Annotated in this window: 15 protein-coding genes; 10 read left to right on the top strand and 5 right to left on the bottom strand. The window is 56.2% G+C overall.

The genetic code is table 11. The features are described from left to right. Positions 1 to 7 precede the first annotated feature (7 nt). Entirely contained in the window at positions 8 to 892 is an 885-nt protein-coding gene (locus tag GVJ63_RS03405) for an EamA family transporter (RefSeq protein ID WP_159226422.1), read from the bottom strand. Further along, entirely contained in the window at positions 889 to 2,100 is a 1,212-nt protein-coding gene (locus GVJ63_RS03410; protein ID WP_159226423.1) for an MFS transporter, read from the bottom strand. Before GVJ63_RS03410 ends, GVJ63_RS03405 begins: the two co-directional genes overlap by 4 nt. A gap of 129 nt (positions 2,101 to 2,229) precedes the next feature. On the opposite strand from GVJ63_RS03410, the gene GVJ63_RS03415 reads away from it, so the two are divergent. Together GVJ63_RS03415 and GVJ63_RS03420 are read left to right on the top strand one after the other, a co-directional pair. Next, positions 2,230 to 2,685 (top strand): helix-turn-helix domain-containing protein, encoded by a 456-nt coding sequence (locus tag GVJ63_RS03415; RefSeq protein ID WP_159226424.1) that lies wholly within the window; start codon positions 2,230 to 2,232, stop codon positions 2,683 to 2,685. 356 nt (positions 2,686 to 3,041) lie between these two features. Continuing rightward, positions 3,042 to 4,472 (top strand): cytosine permease, encoded by a 1,431-nt coding sequence (locus GVJ63_RS03420; RefSeq protein ID WP_158131705.1) that lies wholly within the window; start codon positions 3,042 to 3,044, stop codon positions 4,470 to 4,472. A gap of 92 nt (positions 4,473 to 4,564) precedes the next feature. Here GVJ63_RS03420 and GVJ63_RS03425 read toward each other — a convergent pair whose 3' ends face one another. Beyond that, positions 4,565 to 5,887 carry an MFS transporter gene (locus GVJ63_RS03425; protein ID WP_010670137.1) on the bottom strand — a complete coding sequence of 441 codons (1,323 nt, stop codon included), beginning with the start codon at positions 5,885 to 5,887 and terminating at the stop codon, positions 4,565 to 4,567. 191 nt (positions 5,888 to 6,078) lie between these two features. Then, positions 6,079 to 7,092, bottom strand: a complete 1,014-nt coding sequence (locus GVJ63_RS03430) for a GT-D fold domain-containing glycosyltransferase (protein WP_159226425.1) — start codon at positions 7,090 to 7,092, stop codon at positions 6,079 to 6,081. Between the two features lie 668 nt (positions 7,093 to 7,760). Here GVJ63_RS03430 and GVJ63_RS03435 point away from each other — a divergent pair. From GVJ63_RS03435 to GVJ63_RS03465, 7 genes are all read left to right on the top strand, one after another. Continuing rightward, positions 7,761 to 10,118 carry a membrane-bound PQQ-dependent dehydrogenase, glucose/quinate/shikimate family gene (locus GVJ63_RS03435; protein WP_010670139.1) on the top strand — a complete coding sequence of 786 codons (2,358 nt, stop codon included), beginning with the start codon at positions 7,761 to 7,763 and terminating at the stop codon, positions 10,116 to 10,118. 307 nt (positions 10,119 to 10,425) lie between these two features. Then, on the top strand, positions 10,426 to 11,406 hold the full coding sequence (locus GVJ63_RS03440; protein WP_022625661.1) for a TIM barrel protein: 981 nt from the start codon (positions 10,426 to 10,428) through the stop codon (positions 11,404 to 11,406). Positions 11,407 to 11,461: 55 nt separating this feature from the next. After that, positions 11,462 to 12,502: a substrate-binding domain-containing protein gene (locus tag GVJ63_RS03445; RefSeq protein WP_033767235.1), complete on the top strand. Its 1,041-nt coding sequence runs from the start codon at positions 11,462 to 11,464 to the stop codon at positions 12,500 to 12,502. Between the two features lie 16 nt (positions 12,503 to 12,518). Then, positions 12,519 to 14,021: a sugar ABC transporter ATP-binding protein gene (locus GVJ63_RS03450; protein WP_010244949.1), complete on the top strand. Its 1,503-nt coding sequence runs from the start codon at positions 12,519 to 12,521 to the stop codon at positions 14,019 to 14,021. A gap of 32 nt (positions 14,022 to 14,053) precedes the next feature. Next, on the top strand, positions 14,054 to 15,025 hold the full coding sequence (locus tag GVJ63_RS03455) for an ABC transporter permease (RefSeq protein WP_010244946.1): 972 nt from the start codon (positions 14,054 to 14,056) through the stop codon (positions 15,023 to 15,025). Beyond that, entirely contained in the window at positions 15,025 to 15,882 is an 858-nt protein-coding gene (locus GVJ63_RS03460; protein ID WP_033787869.1) for a MurR/RpiR family transcriptional regulator, read from the top strand. The genes GVJ63_RS03455 and GVJ63_RS03460 overlap by 1 nt, the downstream gene beginning before the upstream one ends. 2 nt (positions 15,883 to 15,884) lie before the next feature. After that, entirely contained in the window at positions 15,885 to 16,745 is an 861-nt protein-coding gene (locus GVJ63_RS03465; protein ID WP_124889969.1) for a PfkB family carbohydrate kinase, read from the top strand. A 41-nt stretch (positions 16,746 to 16,786) separates the two neighbouring features. Here the strand turns inward: GVJ63_RS03465 and GVJ63_RS03470 are convergent, their stop codons facing one another. Beyond that, entirely contained in the window at positions 16,787 to 17,818 is a 1,032-nt protein-coding gene (locus GVJ63_RS03470; RefSeq protein WP_010244937.1) for an NADP-dependent oxidoreductase, read from the bottom strand. Between the two features lie 319 nt (positions 17,819 to 18,137). Between GVJ63_RS03470 and GVJ63_RS03475 the strand changes: the two genes are divergently transcribed. Beyond that, positions 18,138 to 18,536: a VOC family protein gene (locus GVJ63_RS03475; RefSeq protein WP_010244934.1), complete on the top strand. Its 399-nt coding sequence runs from the start codon at positions 18,138 to 18,140 to the stop codon at positions 18,534 to 18,536. Positions 18,537 to 18,616: the final 80 nt, after the last annotated feature.

The following is an 18,616-nucleotide window of genomic DNA, read 5'->3' on the forward strand; positions in this document are numbered from 1 at the left end:
GGCGCCGTCAGCCGGTTTGTACGCCGAAATAGCGCACAACCCGCTGGCCATAGAGCCCGACGGCCAGTCCGGCGATGATCAGCAGCAGCGCGGCGATTTTCTGAGGTGAAACCGTTTCGCCAAATATCGCCACTGAACCCAGGATGCCGAACACCGGTACCAGCAGCGACAGTGGCGCGACCGTTGAAACCGGATAGTGTTTCAGCAGCCAGTTCCACACCCAGTAGCCCAGCAGGGTATTGGGATAGACCTGAAACAGTATCGACAACACCGCCTTCACATCCAACTGAGTGAAGAGTGCGTGATAGCCCGCGCTGCCATTGACCAGCCCGTCCAGCAGGAAGAGTGGAATGGGTGCAAAGGCGCTCGACCAGACCAGAAAAGCAAAAACCTGCCGGGTGCCCGCTTTTTTATTGATGATATTGGCAATACTCCATGCGACCGCGCCTGCCAGCACCAGCAGCATGCCGGAAAACGTCACCGAGCCATCGGTAATGAAAAAAATGCTCAGCAGACCGGCGCAGGCCAGCGCACACCCGGCGATCTGATAGCGGCTGAGACGCTCTTTAAATACCCAGCCACCGAGCAGCAGCGTGAAGAAGGCGCTGAACTGCAGCAGCAGCGAGGCGATGCCCGCCGACAGTCCGGTTTTAATTCCCAGATTTACCAGACCCCACAGGCCAATCCCGAAGACCAGGCCATAGCTGATCAGGTAGCGCCACGGCACGTCCGGTTTTTTAATAAAGAACAGCGCTGGCAGGGCGCAGAGCGTAAAGCGGATAGCTGCCAGGATAAACGGGTCGATCGCCTGCAGGCCGAGCTTGATAACGGAAAAGTTAACCCCCCAGATGGCGGTGATCATGACGGCGAGCAGCAGATGCGTTAATTTCATGAGTGACGTACTCCGGACCAGCAGAGAAAGGCAGAGGCACTGACCGCTGCACCGGCATAGCAGACAGCCTGCCATCCCCAGTGCGTATAAAGCTGAGTGGCGGCGATGGCCCCCAGCGCACTGCCCAGCGAGTAAAAGCACATATAGGCACCCACCAGACGACTTGCCGCCTCGGGTCGGGCGGCCACGATCAGGCTCTGATTAATCACATGTACCGTCTGGACGGCGAAATCGAGCAGGATCACCCCGAAAATCAGCAACAGTAACGAGATGTGAAGCGCGGCTATCGGCAGCCAGGAGAAGGTCAGCAACGCCAGGGCTAAGCCGGTGGCACGCTGCCCCTGGCCCAGGTCAGCCCATGCGCCTGCTCTGGAGGCCGCCAGCGCACCGGCAATTCCGGCCAGGCCGAACATCCCGGTCTGGGTGTGTGACAGTGACAGGGCGGTAAGTGGCAGTACCATCGAAGACCAGAGCATACTGAAGGCTGCAAAAATCAGCAGCGCCAGGATCCCTCGTCTGCGCAGCTGCGGTTCCGTGAGGAAGAGACGGAAAACGGACAGTAAGAGGTGAGGATAAGATGTGCGCCGCGTCTGACCTGCTGTGGCGGGCAGCACTTTCGCCAGGATGAGCGAGATCAGGAGTAACAGGCAGGCAGCCGTCAGATAGACCGCCCGCCAGCCCGCCAGGTCAGCAATCATTCCGGAAACAAACCGCGCCAGCAGGATGCCGATCACGATGCCGCTGGTTACGCTGCCCACCACCTGTCCGCGCTGTTCTGGTGATGCCAGCATGGCGGCCCACGCCACCATTAGCTGCGTGACCACCGCCATTAATCCCACCAGCAGCATTGCGCAGAGCAGCGTCATCAGGTCTGGCGCAACCGCAGCAGTGATTAACGCCACTACGGAAAGCAGCAACTGGGTAATCACCAGTTTTTTGCGGTTCACGCAGTCGCCCAGCGGCACCAGAAAGATCAGCCCGAGGGCGTAGCCGCTCTGCGTGGCCGTTACCACTGTGCCAATGGTGCCGGTGGAAACCTGCAGGCTGGCGGCGATCGACTCCAGAAGAGGCTGTGCCGAGTAAACATTGGCGACCGCCAGCGCAGAGGTGAGTGAGAAAAAAAAGATCATCCGGGACGAGAGCACCGGGATCGCGGCTGGGGGCGAATCGGCTTCAGGATCACGCGCCTTGCCAATCGTACAGGTCATGTTGCTTTCCTTTCTGGTTTTTATTTGAAACTGGATTGGCGATATCTTTAACCGGGCTGGTTTTTTTTTGCAACTTCTTTTCGGAGTGGCTAAACTGCCATCATGAGACAGGCAGCGTGAGAGAAGAGCATGGCTAAGCAGGAATACCTGAGAACCAGCGAGTGTCCGGTCGCCAGAACCCTGGAGTCGATAGGTGAGCGCTGGTGCATGATGATCGTGCGTGAAGCCTTTGATGACGTCCGCAGATTCAGTGACTTCCAGCGGAATTTGGGGCTGGCGAAAAATATCCTGGCGTCACGCCTGAAGCAGCTGGTGGAGATAGGGGTGTTTGAGGTTGCGCCGGCCTCCGACGGCAGCGCCTACAGCGAATATGTCCTGACCGAAAGAGGCCGTTCGCTGTTTCCGGTTGTGGTCGCGATGCGCCAGTGGGGCGAGCGTTACCTGTTTGAGAAGGGCGAAACCCACTCCGTGCTGCTGGATAATGCGGAAGGAAAGCCGCTGCCGCGCCTGGAGGTTATCTCTTCACAGGGGCAAAAACTGGAACCGGCCGACTGTCATCGTCAGCGGGTGGTTGCTGAAGGGTAACCGTCAGGGTTTTTCCTCTTCCGCACACTCTGAGACTGGCAGGCCTGACATCGCACGCGTTACCCGATCATCGCTGTCGCCTGTGGCGGTGATCGACCAAAATACATCACTCCCGTTTTACGCCCCGCCATAAGGGCGTTATCCCCCGGAAACAGGTCCGCGCGCTTCCTCATCCTTTCCTGCCCCGCATCATGACAGGTCTGTCGATATCATCACATTTTCCAATGACCGGTTGCCTTGTAACTTCCCAATGCGCATGACAATATCGCTGCTTGTATAGACATGTACTCTCAACCCTGGATTGGGCAAATCACGCTTTCAGTCATCACGTCTCTCACTGTTCCAGCGAGGAATCTATGTCGGTCAAATCATCTGTATCAGATTATTCAGGCTCAGAGAAACAGAGCCTGTCAGAAACCCGCTCCATTGATTACATCCCGCTGGGTGAACGTCATGGTCATCCCTTTAACCAGTTCACGCTCTGGTTTGGTGGCAATCTGCAAATCACGGCTATTGTCACGGGTGCGCTGGCCGTGGTGCTGGGTGGAGACGTCGTGTGGTCTCTTATCGGCTTACTGGTGGGGCAGATTCTGGGTGCAGCGATCATGTCTTTGCATGCGATCCAGGGCCCGCGCCTGGGTTTACCGCAGATGATCACCAGCCGTATGCAGTTTGGCGTGTTTGGTGCTGTTATTCCTCTGGTGCTGGTGTGCATTATGTATGTGGGATTTTCAGCCAGCGGGACAGTATTAGCCGGGCAGGCGCTGGCTAAACTTATCCATGTCAGTCATTCAACCGGGATGATCCTGTTCAGCACCCTCATCGTGATCATTGCGGTGCTGGGCTATCGCGTGATTCATCAACTGGGCAAGCTGGCGAGCGTCATTGGCGTTTTAGCCTTTGCTTATCTGTTTATCACGCTGTTCTCTGCACATGACTTATCAGCCGTGTGGCAGAATCAGCACTTTACCCCGGCAAATTTCCTGCTGGCGGTCTCACTGTCTTCATCCTGGCAAATTGCCTTCTGTCCTTATGTCTCTGACTATTCACGCTATCTGCCAGCTGATGTCTCTGCGAAGAAACTCTTCAGTTCAGTCTTTTTTGGCACCGTACTTGGCACGCAGGCTTCAATGACGCTGGGGGTGATTGTCGCTGCCATTGCCGGAAGTGCGTTTGCAGGCAATGAGGTCGGGTACATCGTGAGCATGGGTAGCACGGCGACCATGGCCATGGTGATTTATTTCGCCATTTGCTTTGGAAAAATCACGTTTACCACGCTGAACGCCTACGGCAGTTTTATGTCACTGACCACCATTGTCTCTGGCTTCCGGCAGAAAACCACGCTGAGTCGGGGTGGGCGCATTCTGTTTGTGGTGCTTATGGTTACGCTGGCCTGCGTCATTGCTCTTCTCAGTGAACCGGCCTTTCTGAAATCCTTCACCCACTTCTTGCTGTTTCTGCTGGCTTTCTTTGTGCCGTGGAGCGCGATCAGCCTGACCGATTTCTATCTGATCACCAGGGGCAGGGTTGATGTCCCGGCACTGTCGCAGCCGGACGGACGCTATGGACGCTGGAACTTGGCCGGCATTACCGTCTATTTTCTGGGCGTGCTGGTGCAACTGCCGTTTATCGATAATCCGCTGCACCATGGATCGCTGACCTGGATTTTTGCCGGTAATGATGTCTCGTGGATCATCGGATGGTTTGCGACGGCACTGTTATGGCTGATCGCCAGCCGCTGGGATCGTCGGGGCATCCCCGAACAGTCAATTTATCCCGCCCAATAACAAGGTCAGGCCGCCTGAGCGGCAGCCTTTCAGGGAGTGTCACTCTTCGCGGGTGTGTGATCACCCGCGTGTCAGGAAATCCTCTTTTAAGATCAGGCGGCAGAAACGTCCGCTGCGCCGGTCTGCGCCTCGGCCACCAGCGGCTTCTCCGGTTGCAGCAGTGTCATTGCCAGCATACTGCCAAAGGCGATCAGTGCGGTGACGGTAAACATCGCGTTATAGCCGTAATATTCCGCCAGCCAGCCGCAGAGCATCGGAGAGATAATCGCTGCCAGATTGGCTATCGCCAGCGTCATGCCGCTGTAGGTACCCACCGACGCTTTAGGGGTGACATCAATCACCACCGACCAGTAGACATTGTTTACCAGTGCATTCAGCGCATTGCCCAGGGTCATCAGTGCAATAATCCCGGCAGCCGACTGCACATAGGGGATCGCCATAAAGCAGCAGGCGGTGCCGCACAGCGTGACGGCGGCAAACAAGTTGCGCGCCAGACGCAGATTACGGAAGCGAGCCAGCAGGGCATCGGCAATGCGACCGCCCAGCAGCACCGTAATACAGGCGCCGCTCCACGGGATCATCGCGACGTACCACAGTGAGTGCAGGTCGTAATGGAAATTATCCTGCAGATATTTCGGCATCCAGGTCACCAGGGTAAAGGTGATGTAGAGGAATGAGAAGTAGCCCAGCGCGTTGCAGACCAGGGTGCGGCTGGTAAAGAAGCGCCACCAGGGCAGTGGTACGCTGTCGCCCGCGCTGCGGCGCTGACCGGTCTGGATAAGCTGACGTTCTGCGGCATTGGTATGTGGACTTTTCTCCGGGCTGTCGCTGAAGGTGCGGGCAAACAGCGCCATCGCCAGCAGGGAGAAAACACCGAGCAGGATAAACATCATGCGCCAGTCATGGGTCAGCAGCAGCAGGCCCACCGCAATCGGGGCGGTCAGCAGCGCGCCAACCTGGGTCGAGAGCAGGCCGATGCCCAGCGCAAAGCCGCGCTCATTATCGGGTGCCCAGTGGGCAATCGCCTTGTTCATCAGCGCATAGGCCGGGCCTTCGGAAAAACCAAACATAATGCGAAGGGCAGCAAAGCCCATAATGGCGGATCCGCCAAACAGCGCCATGCCCAGTTCCCCCGCCCAGGCGGTGGCGATCTCCAGCAGCGACCAGAGTACGCCTGCCAGCAGCCAGACTTTTTTCGTGCCGATACGGTCGGCAAGAAAGCCGCCACACAGCGAACCAAACAGATAGCCAAAGCCAAAGTAGCCCAGCACGGCTCCGAGCTGGACTTTGCTGAAGTGGTATTCCGCCGCAATAGCGTTGGCCGCAAACGACAGGGCACCGCGATCGATGTAGTTGATCAGGGCGATCAGGAACAGCAGTGAAAATATGGTGTAACGGTAACGGCTGGTTGTCATCTCACTTCTCCTGATTAAATGTCTCAGGAGAGCAGAAGCAAAATTGATGCCGGAAAGGGCATTTATCCGGCAAACAGCGGACAAGCACAGAATTCGGGCCCCTGAGCCCGCTCCGAAGGGGGTTAACCGATCCCGCTAATAATTCGCCTGCGCTTCAATGCGGTGCAGCCGCTGCCTGTCGGTGGTGAGGCTCAGGCGGCGTTATGATGGTTGGGGCTGACGTGTGGCAGCGGGATAACCACGGCTTCCGTGACTGCTTCTGTATCAGCCGTCCCGACCTGGGGTATTTCGCCAACGTGTTGTAAAATCTGCTGCTGATAAGTCGCATCTGCCACCGTAGTCAGTTCACTCAGCAGTACGCCCGCCTCATTGACGTTTTTTCCGTCCACTTTTATTTTACTGGTGGCACTGGCCAGCATCCACTCATATTCAATATCGACGTGGCCGCTATCAATACAGCGGATACCGTGCTGACTTAAATCATATGCCAGCACGGTTGCGGTCGGCCCTAATGAAATCAAGACCAGGTCAAAGTTGACGGCATTCTTTAAAATGGTATCAAACAGACGATCATAGACGGAAAAGGCATTACGGTTCAGCGTCGTAATACGTTTCACTTCGCTGGCTCCCTCCAGTAAATCATTGCCTAATCCCAGGCGCGTTCCACTGCCTTCCACAATTAATACCCGGCGGCCCTGATAGAGCTGTTTAAACTTATCAAATATCGTCCGGGATAATTGCTTGCCTTTATAATCGTGATAGGGACGGGTCACCGAGGTATTTCCATACTGGTACTGTTTATTCAGCAGACCCTCATAATATTTAAAATAAAATGATTTATGGAAGAACCAGAACAGGGCCGACCCGCCCCGCATATTACGGGTGGTGCGAAAGGCATCCGGCAGACAGATCAGACAGTTCGGGTTGGCTCCTGAATCCTGCTGCAGCAAGGCTTTGAGCCGTGCAGAGAGATTCGGGTCAAATGGCTGAAAACCGATATTTTTATACCAGGTCATTTCCAGTTCACCGTCGCCATAACGGGCCAGAGATAATTGTGGGTTACGTAATAACAGATCGACAGTCTCTTCTATCGACATGACGGAATAACGCTTTACCCGTGCCTGCGCGGCAGGATAGCGAATGGCAGCATTAAGAAACTTAAAAGGGAAACGAAACTTGCGATAAATAGCATGAAGTGCGGTCATAGTTAACCTGCCTGGTTTATTGCTGCCAGAAAAATCCCGCCTGCTGGCCGGATAAACGAATATAAGAGAGCTGATATATATCACAGATAAAATAAGCGTCATGCTACGGAATATCTGAAATCGGTTTCATCGGCAAAATCCCTTTGTTCATTAATCTATTTCCTGAGTGTTATTTTTCAGGAAAATAATAAAAAACGCGTTCAGGCTGGCACAATTAAATCATTTGAACAGCAGCGACACCGCACCAGCGTTGATGAAGCCGCCAATAATAACAGCAGGGCAGTAACATTCCCGATTTCAGCAATAAGAGTTATTTCAGAGCAGAGTTAATAAACCATTATGATTATTTGACTCTGAAAAACTTTCGTCGGGCACACTTTAGCTGGCGTTACAGAAGGGCGGCTTGTCTGTTAATTAATCGCCTTTGAACAAAAGGTGCGGTCGTTAGCAGCCTATGGTTAATTTTTTGTGATGGATATCCCGTAATCAGCCCTTCAGAAAGTAAAAAAAGCGGCCTGACCGCATTAACAGGTGACATTTATAATAAATATTTCTAATGATTAACGCTTATACACGTTTTTACATATTTCGTGCGTAAGTTAAAATCTCGTTGAATTTATGTTTCCAGCTTAACCTTTCAATTGCCGCTAATGACCCGAGGATGGATCATGATCAATAAAATAACCAGTATAATCATGGTGATATTTGCTATCGCCCTGATTTACATGGGAGGACAACTCCTGCTTGCAGGAGGCAGCGCGTTCTATGCGCTGATGGGCGTGGGCGTTCTGCTCAGCGCGATTCTGCTGTTGATGAACAAACGCAGTGCACTGACGCTTTATGCGTTGCTGATGTGGATCACTCTGTTCTGGACTATCTGGGAAGTGGGCTTCGACAAATGGCAGTGGATCCCGCGCGGCGACCTGTTTGGCGTGCTGGGTCTCTGGCTGGCGCTGCCGTGGGTGGTGCGTCCGCTCTATCAGGGGCAGCGTCGTTTCCATCCTTTCCTCGGGGGTTCCGTCGTCCTGATGGTGCTGCTGGTCATCGGTCTCTGCTTCTACGATCCGCTGCCGCAGCAGGGCGCCATTAATACGCCGCGCAACGCCTCTGCGACCGGCGGTGCCGCTGAAGAGTGGAGCGCCTATGGCGGAACCACAGATGGCCAGCGCTTTTCGGCGCTGAAGCAGATCACTAAAGATAACGTGAAAGATCTTGAAGTGGCCTGGACCTATCACACCGGCGACCTGCGTCAGGGTGATGATGCGACCGAATACACCTTTGAAGCGACACCGCTGAAAGCCAACGGCATGCTCTACTTCTGTACGCCGCACAACGAAGTCCATGCTCTTGACCCGGAAACCGGTGCGGTGAAGTGGAAAACGACGCCGGATAAAAACCGCTCTTATCTGCAGCAGCACCAGACCTGTCGTGGCGTGAGCTACTTCGATGCCGGTCAGCAGGCGCAGGCGCAGACGGGCGCATCGCCGGCCATCTGCCGCAAGCGTATCTTCAATGCCACCACCGATGCCCGCCTGCTGGCGCTGGATGCCGATACCGGTAAAGCCTGTGCTGACTTTGGTGACAACGGTGTGGTGAATCTGCGCGCCAACATGGGCGAGGTGCGTCCGCACGCGCTGATGCAGACTGCCGCGCCACTGGTGGCGGGCAACCTGGTGATTGTCGGCGGTTCGGTGATGGATAACGGCTTCAACAGCGGTAACCCATCAGGTGTGATCCGTGCCTATGATGCCGTCAGCGGTCGTCTGGTGTGGAACTTCGATCCGGCTAACCCGGATAACACCGCACCGGTCGCTGAAGGGGCAACCTATCCGCAGGATACCCCGGTCGCCTGGGCCACCCTGAGCGCCGATCTGAAAAACGGCCTGGTCTATGTGCCGTTTGGTAACGCCTCGCCGGATGAAGTGGGACTTGAACGCGATCCCGCCAGCAACACTGAAAAATTCCGTGATGCGCTGGTGGCACTGGATCTGAAAACCGGTGCGTTCAAATGGCGTTATCAGAGTTCGAACCACGACCTCTGGGATCGCGATAATCCGTCACAGCCGTCGCTGGTGGACATCAACTATCAGGGCAAACCGCAACCGGCGGTGATCCTGCCGACCAAAACCGGCAACCTGTTTGTGCTGAACCGCCTGACCGGCGAACCGGTTTATCCGGTAGAGCAGGTTAAGGTCTCCACGGATGGTATTAAAGGCGAGCAGTATGCGGCGACCCAGCCGGTCTCCAGCCTGAACTTCATTCCGCAGCCGCTGACTGAGAAATCAATGTGGGGCATTACGCCGTTTGACCAGATGGCCTGCCGCACCACGTTCCGTGAGCTGCGCTATGACGGTAACCCGTGGACGCCACCAACGGAGAAAGGCTCGCTGATCTTCCCGGGCAACATCGGGGTGTTTAACTGGGGTTCTGTAGCGGTTGATCCACAGCGTCAGATGCTGATTGCGGCACCGGTGCGCCTGGCTTACAAATACAACCTCATCAGACGCACGCCGGAAACCGAAACCCAGCGTACCTTCACCAAAGATGGTACGCCGTACTGGAATGAGAACTTCCACGGTGACTACGCTATCCACATCCAGCAGATGGCGTCGGGTCTGGGTATTCCCTGCATCGCGCCACCGTGGGGACGGATGGTCGGTGTGGATCTGACCACCGGCAAAACCGAATGGCTGCGTCGCGTCGGCACCACCAAAAACCTCAAGACCAGCTTCCTGCCTGGCCGCTTCCCGCTCGGTTTCCCGATGGGTATGGTGGCGCACGGCGGACCGCTGCTGACGGCGGGTGATCTGGTGTTCCACGGCGCAACGGCAGATAACTTCTTCCGTGCTTACGACAGCACCACCGGCGAACTGCTGTGGCAGACTGAACTGAGCGCGGGTGCGCAGGCCACGCCATCCACCTTTATGGGCAAAGATGGCAAGCAGTATGTGGTAATTGCCGCGGGCGGCCACGGCTCGCTCGGCACCACGGCGGGCGACAGCGTTGTCGCGTTCCGTCTGAAGTGATTTTTTAAAAAACCGACCCGCTGAGCGCCGCCCTGGCGCTCAGCTTTTTTCACACCTCTACCTGCCAGATCTCACACCCGGCTTCGCGCGACAACCTGTTGTATTTCATCTCAATTCTTTCATCTCCGCATTCACATCATCTGATAACGCATCGAAACCATTTCGTGACAGCGCTCCCGCTTTAACGATTTCTCCTGCCTGACAGACTTGCGCATTAAGCCGCGAGGCGTAGATTAATATATGACTTCACAATTAATCGTGAATACGAAAAGTACTTCACAATACGCACTCTGAAGGATTGATGCTCATGTCGGAACTGAAATTTGCTACCCGTCTTAACTCTTTCGCCTCGGGGGCGCACCTCTACTGGCCCGATCAGCAGGGCAAGCCCTCTGTGCTGCAGATGGTTGCCCGTGCAGGCAAGGTCAAAGGCTTAACGCATCTCGACCTCAACTTTCCGCAACATCTCACCAGCGATATCCCCACACTGCGCCAGGCGATCAGTGATGCGGGTCTGGCCGTTAACGGTATGCAGATGCGCTGGGACGCGCCACAGTTCAAAATCGGCGCGTTTACGCATCCCGACGCGAAAGTGCGTCGCGAAGCGATTGAGCTGACCAAACGGGGCATTGACGCGGGTCGGGAATTTGGTTCACGGCTGATGACGCTGTGGATGGGGCAGGACGGTTTCGATTACTGCTTCCAGGCGGACTATAAGAAGATCTGGGAGGATGCGGTCAGCGCCGTGCGTGAAGTGGCGGAGTATGCACCGGACGTTGACGTCAGCATCGAATATAAACCCAATGAGCCACGTGCCTACAGCATCTTTCCCAACGCCACCACCTGTCTGCTGGCCGTGGAAGAGGCGGGCTGCGCCAACCTGGGGATCACACTGGATTTTGCTCATGTACTGTTTGCCAATGAGATCCCGGCTTACGCCGCCGCTATGGTGGCGCGCCGCTCACGGCTGCTGGGGCTGGACCTTAACGACGGCTGGGGCAAGCGTGATGACGGCCTGATGGTCGGCTCAGTCAACCCTCGCGCCACGCTGGAGTTTCTCTGGCAGATGCAGCGTGATGGTTATCGCGGTGCCTACTACTTCGATACCTTCCCGGATGCCAGCGGTCTTGACCCGATCCGTGAAGCAGAAAGCAATATTGCGACCGTGACTCGTCTGCTGAGGCTGTGTGACCAGCTGCACGACAACGCGGCGTTACTGGCGGCCATCGGGCGCCAGGATGCGGTGGCCTCTCAGCAGATCGTCAATGACATCATGCTGGCGCGCTGACAGCCGATTAATCATAAAAACATCACACCTCTACCCAACACCCTGAGAATAAAAAATGAAAAAACGCCTGCTTGCTCTTATCGCCTCCTCACTGCTCTGCAGCACGGTTTATGCGGCAGAACTGGCACCGCTGCAATCCGATACCGAACCGGATCGCACCGACTGGACCCAGCTCGACACCAAATATGGCGCACTGCCAAAAGTCGATAAGTCGCTGAAGATTGGCGGGGTATCGAAAACCCTGACCAATGAGTACTGGCGCTCACTCGGCCAGGGCTACCAGAACGCGGCGAAAAAGTATGGTTTCACTGTCGCTTATCAGGCGGCGGCCAATGAAGACGATCAGCTTGGTCAGCTCTCCATTGCGGAAACCCTGATCTCGCAGGGCTTTAACGGCCTGCTGGTTTCGCCGCAGACCGATATCAACCTGGAGCCTGCACTGGAGAGTGCCAACAGTAAAAATATCCCGGTGGTGAACGTTAATGATGCGGTAATGCCGAATGCGCGCTACTACGTCGGCAACGTCCAGAAAGACAATGGCGTGCGGGTGGCGAAATGGTTTATTCAGCACCATCCGCAGGGCGGCAAAGTGGCGGTGATTGAAGGGCAGCCAGGGGTTTATGCCGCCGGACAGCGCACCCGTGGCTTTAAAGAGACGCTGGACAGCGCCGGGAAGTTCAGCATCGTGGCCAGCGTGCCCGCTAACTGGAGTCGCGAGCAGGCCTTTAACGCCGCATCGACCATTCTGCAGCAGCATCCTGATTTGATCGGCTTCTACGCCAACAACGACACCATGGCGCTGGGCGTGGTGGAGGCGGTACGCGCGCAGAACAAAGCGTCACAGGTGGCCATCTTTGGCACTGACGGTATTTCCGATGCCTACGCCTCGATTAAGCGCGGCGAGCTGACCGGCACGGTCGACAGTTTCCCGGTGCTGACCGGTGAAGTGGCGATGGACGTCATTATCCGGCTGATCAACGGACAGAAACTGTCGCGCGTTGTTTCGACACCCCAGGCGCTGATCACCAAAGAGAATGTCGAGGCGTTCTCAACCAAAGACAACAACCGGTTGCGTCAGCTGCTGGCTCAACAATAAGTCAGCGGGAGCGGGTATGGAACAGTTTCGCTTAATGATGCGTGGCATCAGCAAAAGTTACGGTAACGCCGCCGCGCTGCAGGATGTCGATTTCTCAGTGCGGCCCGGCGAGGTGCACGCGCTGATTGGGGAAAACGGCGCGGGTAAGTCGACGCTGCTGAATATCCTCTCCGGCGTTCGCGGCGCGGACAGTGGGGAGATCAGCGTCAACGGAAACCGGGTGCAGATCCGCAGTCCGCTCAGCGCCCGTCAGGCCGGGATCGCGATGATCCACCAGGAGTTACAGCATGTGCCTGAGCTTTCCGTGGCGCAGAACATGTTTCTGGGTCGCCCGCTGACCCGCGCCGGAGGCTGGTGGGTGGATAAAAAGGCCCAGCTGGCGCGGGCTACCCTGATTCTGAAGACGCTGGATCCCACTATCGATCCCGATACGCCGATCAGGAACCTCAAGGTATCGCAGCAGCAGATCGTTGAGATTGCCCGGGCGCTGCTGGATGACGCCAAAATCATCGCCATGGATGAACCGACCTCCAGCCTGACGCCACGCGAATTTGACCGGCTGGCAGAGCTGATTGGCGATCTGAAGTCGACCGGCGTCTCGCTGATCTATGTCTCGCACAAGATGAATGAGATTTTCCGGGTGTGCGACCGCGCCACCATTATGCGTGATGGAAAGCAGGTTGGGGTGGTCAATATCAATGATGAGGATGAGGAGAGCATCGTCGCCAAAATGGTCGGACGGAAGATCGACAAACTCGACCATCAGGCGTTTGTCACCGATCGCGAAGTGCTGCGGGTAGAGGATCTGACGCGTGGCAATGAGGTGGTGGCGGCAAACTTCAGCGTTCGTGCGGGCGAAGTGCTGGGGATTGCCGGTCTGGTCGGCGCGGGGCGCACCGAACTGCTGAAGCTGATTGCCGGTATCGACAGGCGCACCCGTGGCACGGTGAGCGTCAACGGTGCCGCGGTGAAGAACCACAACGTGCGTGCGGCGATCAAGGCGGGCATTGGCCTGGTACCAGAAGACCGCAAAAAAGAGGGCATTATCAAAGAGCGGGCGGTGAAGATGAATATGGCGCTGCCGTCGATGCACCGCTTCACGTCGGCGGGGCTGATGAACCAGGCCCGGCTGGACCGCGAGGCGCTGAGGGTCATGGGCGACCTGAAACTGCGCCCGCTCGACATTGAGAAAACCATCGGCACGCTGAGCGGCGGCAATCAGCAAAAAGTGATCATCGGCCGCTGGGTTGCGGCGGATGCCAATGTGTTTCTGTTTGATGAACCGACGCGCGGTATCGATATTGGTGCCAAGTCTGAAATCTATCACCTGATTGAAAAACTGGCCCAGGCGGGCAAAGCCATTGTGGTGGTGTCGTCAGAAATGACCGAGATCATGCGCATCTCCGATCGGGTGTTGGTGATGCGCGAGGGCCGGATAACCAAAGAGTTAACCGGCAGCGCGATCACCGAAGAGAACATTGCCCGTTATGCCATCAAAGATATCGACCAGACCGCCTGACCGCTTACCTGACACTATTTAAGGTTATAACTATGACAACTCAGACATCTACCGGGCCGGGTACCCGACCTGCGCTGCGGCTTAAATTTAATCTGCGTGATGCCGGTACCTTAATTGGCTTACTGATTATCGTGGTGACATTTTCGTTTCTGTCGCCGGTCTTTTTCACGCTGCCTAATCTGCTGAATATTCTGCAGCAGTCCTCAATCAACGCCCTGATTGCACTGGGCATGACGCTGGTGATTATCTCCGGCGGGATTGACCTCTCGGTCGGCCCCACGGCGGCGCTCTCTGCGGTGCTGGGTGCAACCCTGATGGCATCGGGCGTGCCGGTGCCGCTGGCGATCCTCGCGACGCTGGGTGTGGGCGCGATGTGCGGGCTGTTCAGCGGCACACTGATCGCCTATGCCGGGCTGCAGCCGTTTATTGTGACGCTGGGCGGCCTGTCGCTGTTCCGGGCCATTGCGCTGATCTACACCGGCGGCAATCCCATCTTCGGTATTCCGCTGGAATTTCGCAGCCTGATTAACAGTACGCTTTTCGGTATCCCGACGCCGATTGTGATTGTGGCAGTGATTGCGCTGCTGCTGTGGACGGTGATGAATAAGACCCCGCTGGGGGAATATATTCTGGCGATTGGCGGCAATGAAGAGGCGGCGCGGGTCGCGGGTGTGCCGGTTAAGCGCACCAAGGTCACGGTCTATATCTTCTCCGGCCTGCTTGCCTCACTGGCCTCGCTGATTCTGATTGGTCGTCTGGGGGCTGCCGAACCGACCATCGGCAACCTGTGGGAACTGGATGCGATTGCGGCGGCGGCCATTGGCGGTGCGTCGTTAATGGGCGGCAAGGGCAGTATCTTCGGAACGCTGATCGGCGTGGTTATCCTTGGTGCATTACGTAATGGCTTGACCTTACTGAACATTCAGGCCTTTTACCAATTGCTCGCTACCGGCCTTATTATTATCATAGCGATGTTGATTGACCGGGCGACCCGAGGCAAGTAATGAAGCAAGATCCGCGAGCCATTGGCGCTCAGATTCGTATGCGTTTGCCCCAGCTGACGCCGTTAGAACGTCGGGTAGCTGAGGCGATAATTGCCCGAACCGACATTACCGAGCAATCCTCATTAAAGGAGATTGCGCGGGAGAATAATGTCTCTGAAGCGATGATCGTTAAGATTACCAAAAAACTTAACTTCACCGGCTTCAGGCATTTCAGAAGTGGCCTGATCTATTACAACCAGTCTGAAGTGGCAGGGCTGCATGCGGAAATTGAGCCGGATGATTCGTCGGAGCAGTTGCTGGCCAAAGTTTTCAGAACCTCTATCCAGGCGATTGAAGAGACCTTATCGATTCTGGATGTTTCTGAATTCAATCGTGCGGCGGACATTATCTTTAAAGCGCGTCATATCGATCTCTACGCCGTGGGCGGTTCTGCCGCCGTGGCGCGGGACCTGTCACACAAGATGCTGAAGATTGGCATTAAGTCGACTGCCTATGACGACGCCCACATCATGCTGATGTCAGCCGCCGTGTTATCTGATGACGATGTGGTTATCGCCATCAGCCATTCGGGTGCTACGCGTGCGGTGAACGATCCGGTGAAACTGGCGGGGAGGAATGGCGCGAAAGTTATCGCCATTACCAACTATGCCGAATCCCCGATCGCGAAGAGTGCGCATGTGGTCCTCAATTCAACCTCTCAGGGATCGCATCTGCTGGGTGAAAACGCCGCGTCACGCATCGCCCAGCTCAATATTCTGGATGCGCTGTTTGTCGCTATCGCCAAGAAAGATCTGAAGCGGGCGGAGAAGAACCTGATGAAAACCCAGCATGCGGTTCAGGATCTGCGGGAATTCTAGCTATGAGCAAAATTGCAGTCACCGGCAGTCTTCACTACGACATTATGCTGGATGCACACCATCGCCCGGAAAAAGGCGAAACGGTGATGGGCAGCGCCTGTCACTATAAGTTTGGTGGCAAGGGCGGTAATCAGGCCGTCGCAGCGGCACGCGCGGGTGCCGCAGTGCGCTTCGCCGGTTCAGTGGGGCGCGATCAGCAGGGACAATTCCTGCTGGATCATTTGCAGCAGGCCGGGGTCGATTGCACCGCCGTCAGCATCATTGATGCGCTTCCCTCCGGGATGAGCGTGGCGATTACCGATGCCGAAGGAGATTACGGTGCGGTGGTGGTCTCCAATGCTAATCAGCAGATCCCGCTGGAGACCTTTGAGCAACCCGGCTTCTGGCAGGAGGTGTCGCTGCTGGTGCTGCAAAATGAAGTCCCTGAAGCGGTGAACCTCTGTGCGGCCCGGGCAGCACAGCAGCGGGGGATTACGGTCTGCGTCAATGCCGCGCCCGCCCGGCCGTTGTCAGCCGCGTTTGAAAACTGTATTGATCTGCTGGTGGTGAACGCCATTGAAGCGCGCGATATGTGCGGGATTAGCGTGCAGGATCTGACGTCGGCGCGCTCAGCGGCAGAATCGCTGGCCAGCCGGTTTGCCAGAGTGGTGGTTACCGCTGGTGAACATGGTGTGGCTTACAGCGAGGCGGGAGAGACGCATACACTGGCGGCTCAGAAGGTGACACTGGTGAGCACCCACGGTGCCGGGGATTGTTTTGTCGGCGTGTTGTGTCAGCGCCTGAGTAGCGGGGTAACGCTGGCAGAAGCGGTGAGTGCGGCAAATCGTGCAGCTGCCGAACACGTTTCCCGGCAGCCGCACTGATTAATGGCGTGCCACGTCAGTGACGCGGCACGCTAACGTCATCAGGCGCCGACGTTCACCACGGTTTTACCAAAGTTTTTGCCATTCAGCATATCGATAAACGCCTGTGGCGCGTTCTCTAATCCTTCAATCATGTGCTCGCGATAGTGGATTTTTTTGTTCTCCACCAGCGGACGCATCGCCTCCAGGAACTCAGGGTAACGGTCACCATAATCCTGGAAGATGATAAAGCCCTGCATACGGATACGGCGTTTCAGAATGCCCGCCATGATCAGAGAGGTTCTGTCCGGGCCTTGCGGCAGCTCACGCTGGCTGTAAGCCGAGACCAGACCACAGACCGGCACGCGCGCAGCGGTGTTCAGCAGCGGGAATACGGCATCAAACACTTTGCCGCCGACGTTTTCGAAGTAGATATCGATGCCATCCGGGCAGGCGTTTTTCAGCTGCTCTTCAAAGTCGGCGCTGTGGTGATCGAGGCAGGCATCAAAGCCCAGCGTATCGACCGCGTAACGGCATTTCTCTTCACCGCCCGCCACACCAACGACACGGCAGCCTTTCTGTTTACCCAGCTGGCCGACCGTTGCGCCCACCGGACCGGTTGCGGCGGCAACGACCAGGGTTTCACCCGCTTTCGGCTGACCAATATCCATCAGACCCATATAGGCGGTAAAGCCTGGCATACCGAGAATACCCAGCGCCCATGAGGGATGAGGCAGATCGTTGCCCAGCTTCGCAATCTCTTTGCCATCGGAGACGGCATATTCCTGCCAGCCGCTCTGCGCCAGCACCCAGTCACCGGTCTTGAAGTCACTGTTTTTCGATTCGGCGACCTGACAGACGGTGCCTCCCACCATCGGCTGATCCAGCTCTGCCGGCGCGGCGTAGGATTTACCCTCGTCCATCCGCCCACGCATGTAGGGGTCAAGCGAGAGATAGATGGTTTTCAGCAGTACTTCACCCTCTTTGATTTCCGGGACGGGCTGCGCCACATGGCGGAAATTCTCTTTGGTCGGCTCACCGTGTGGGCGTGAAGCCAGTAACCAGGCATGGTTCTGGGTTGCTTGTTCAGTCATATTGTCATCCTTTTATAGCCGGGCAATGCTCAGGGCATCACCTTATGAATACCGGTAAAGTGTAGATGACAGCGGCGGGAATGCGTTTAGCGCTGTGAGCGGTAACCTGATTTACCGATAACAGGGCATAGGGTGCTAACCACGGGGACACAGCGGATGCAGGACCATTCGCGTCACGGATTCAGGCTGATGGCTGTTCACATCCGCTTGCAAAAAACGGGCAGGCGAGTCAACAGCAGTGCGGCATGACACGCATCCGGCGTCACGGGAAGCTCTGAAGATTGTGATAAATATCAGTGAACTCTACAGGGAGAGAACCATGATTATCCAGCATCTGCGTATTGCCCGACCGGTGACAGACCTGACGCAAAGCAGTCAGAACTATTGTGACGGGCTGGGGTTGCAAGAAATCGGTGAGTTTACTGATCATCAGGGGTTCAGTGGCGTGATGCTGGGCGCTGAAGGGCTGGCCTGGCATCTCGAATTCACGCTCTGTCACACGCATCCCGTCCGGCCATCGCCAACAGATGAGGACCTGCTGGTGCTCTACATTCCGCAACGGCCTGACTGGCTGGCCCGATGTGCCTGTATGGATGAGGCAGGATTTATGCGGTTGAATTCATTTAATCCCTATTGGGACCAACGGGGCGTGACATTTATCGACAGGGATGGTTATCGTGTTGTTATCCAGCATGCAGCCTGGCAATCCGCAATCTGACCTGTACCGGAGTTCACCCTGAACATTCTTTGCTTTCACACCGCGGCCAGTAATATCGCGATATTTGATGATGCCGCCCG

Source organism: Pantoea sp. 18059, assembly GCF_902706165.1.
GTDB lineage: Bacteria > Pseudomonadota > Gammaproteobacteria > Enterobacterales > Enterobacteriaceae > Pantoea > Pantoea agglomerans.

What these genes read in the sequence shown, in the direction of transcription:
- GVJ63_RS03405 (WP_159226422.1), bottom strand. Translation starts at nt 892, where the DNA reads ATGAAATTAACGCATCTGCTGCTCGCCGTCATGATCACCGCCATCTGG.
- GVJ63_RS03410 (WP_159226423.1), bottom strand. Translation starts at nt 2,100, where the DNA reads ATGACCTGTACGATTGGCAAGGCGCGTGATCCTGAAGCCGATTCGCCC.
- GVJ63_RS03415 (WP_159226424.1), top strand. Translation starts at nt 2,230, where the DNA reads ATGGCTAAGCAGGAATACCTGAGAACCAGCGAGTGTCCGGTCGCCAGA.
- GVJ63_RS03420 (WP_158131705.1), top strand. Translation starts at nt 3,042, where the DNA reads ATGTCGGTCAAATCATCTGTATCAGATTATTCAGGCTCAGAGAAACAG.
- GVJ63_RS03425 (WP_010670137.1), bottom strand. Translation starts at nt 5,887, where the DNA reads ATGACAACCAGCCGTTACCGTTACACCATATTTTCACTGCTGTTCCTG.
- GVJ63_RS03430 (WP_159226425.1), bottom strand. Translation starts at nt 7,092, where the DNA reads ATGACCGCACTTCATGCTATTTATCGCAAGTTTCGTTTCCCTTTTAAG.
- GVJ63_RS03435 (WP_010670139.1), top strand. Translation starts at nt 7,761, where the DNA reads ATGATCAATAAAATAACCAGTATAATCATGGTGATATTTGCTATCGCC.
- GVJ63_RS03440 (WP_022625661.1), top strand. Translation starts at nt 10,426, where the DNA reads ATGTCGGAACTGAAATTTGCTACCCGTCTTAACTCTTTCGCCTCGGGG.
- GVJ63_RS03445 (WP_033767235.1), top strand. Translation starts at nt 11,462, where the DNA reads ATGAAAAAACGCCTGCTTGCTCTTATCGCCTCCTCACTGCTCTGCAGC.
- GVJ63_RS03450 (WP_010244949.1), top strand. Translation starts at nt 12,519, where the DNA reads ATGGAACAGTTTCGCTTAATGATGCGTGGCATCAGCAAAAGTTACGGT.
- GVJ63_RS03455 (WP_010244946.1), top strand. Translation starts at nt 14,054, where the DNA reads ATGACAACTCAGACATCTACCGGGCCGGGTACCCGACCTGCGCTGCGG.
- GVJ63_RS03460 (WP_033787869.1), top strand. Translation starts at nt 15,025, where the DNA reads ATGAAGCAAGATCCGCGAGCCATTGGCGCTCAGATTCGTATGCGTTTG.
- GVJ63_RS03465 (WP_124889969.1), top strand. Translation starts at nt 15,885, where the DNA reads ATGAGCAAAATTGCAGTCACCGGCAGTCTTCACTACGACATTATGCTG.
- GVJ63_RS03470 (WP_010244937.1), bottom strand. Translation starts at nt 17,818, where the DNA reads ATGACTGAACAAGCAACCCAGAACCATGCCTGGTTACTGGCTTCACGC.
- GVJ63_RS03475 (WP_010244934.1), top strand. Translation starts at nt 18,138, where the DNA reads ATGATTATCCAGCATCTGCGTATTGCCCGACCGGTGACAGACCTGACG.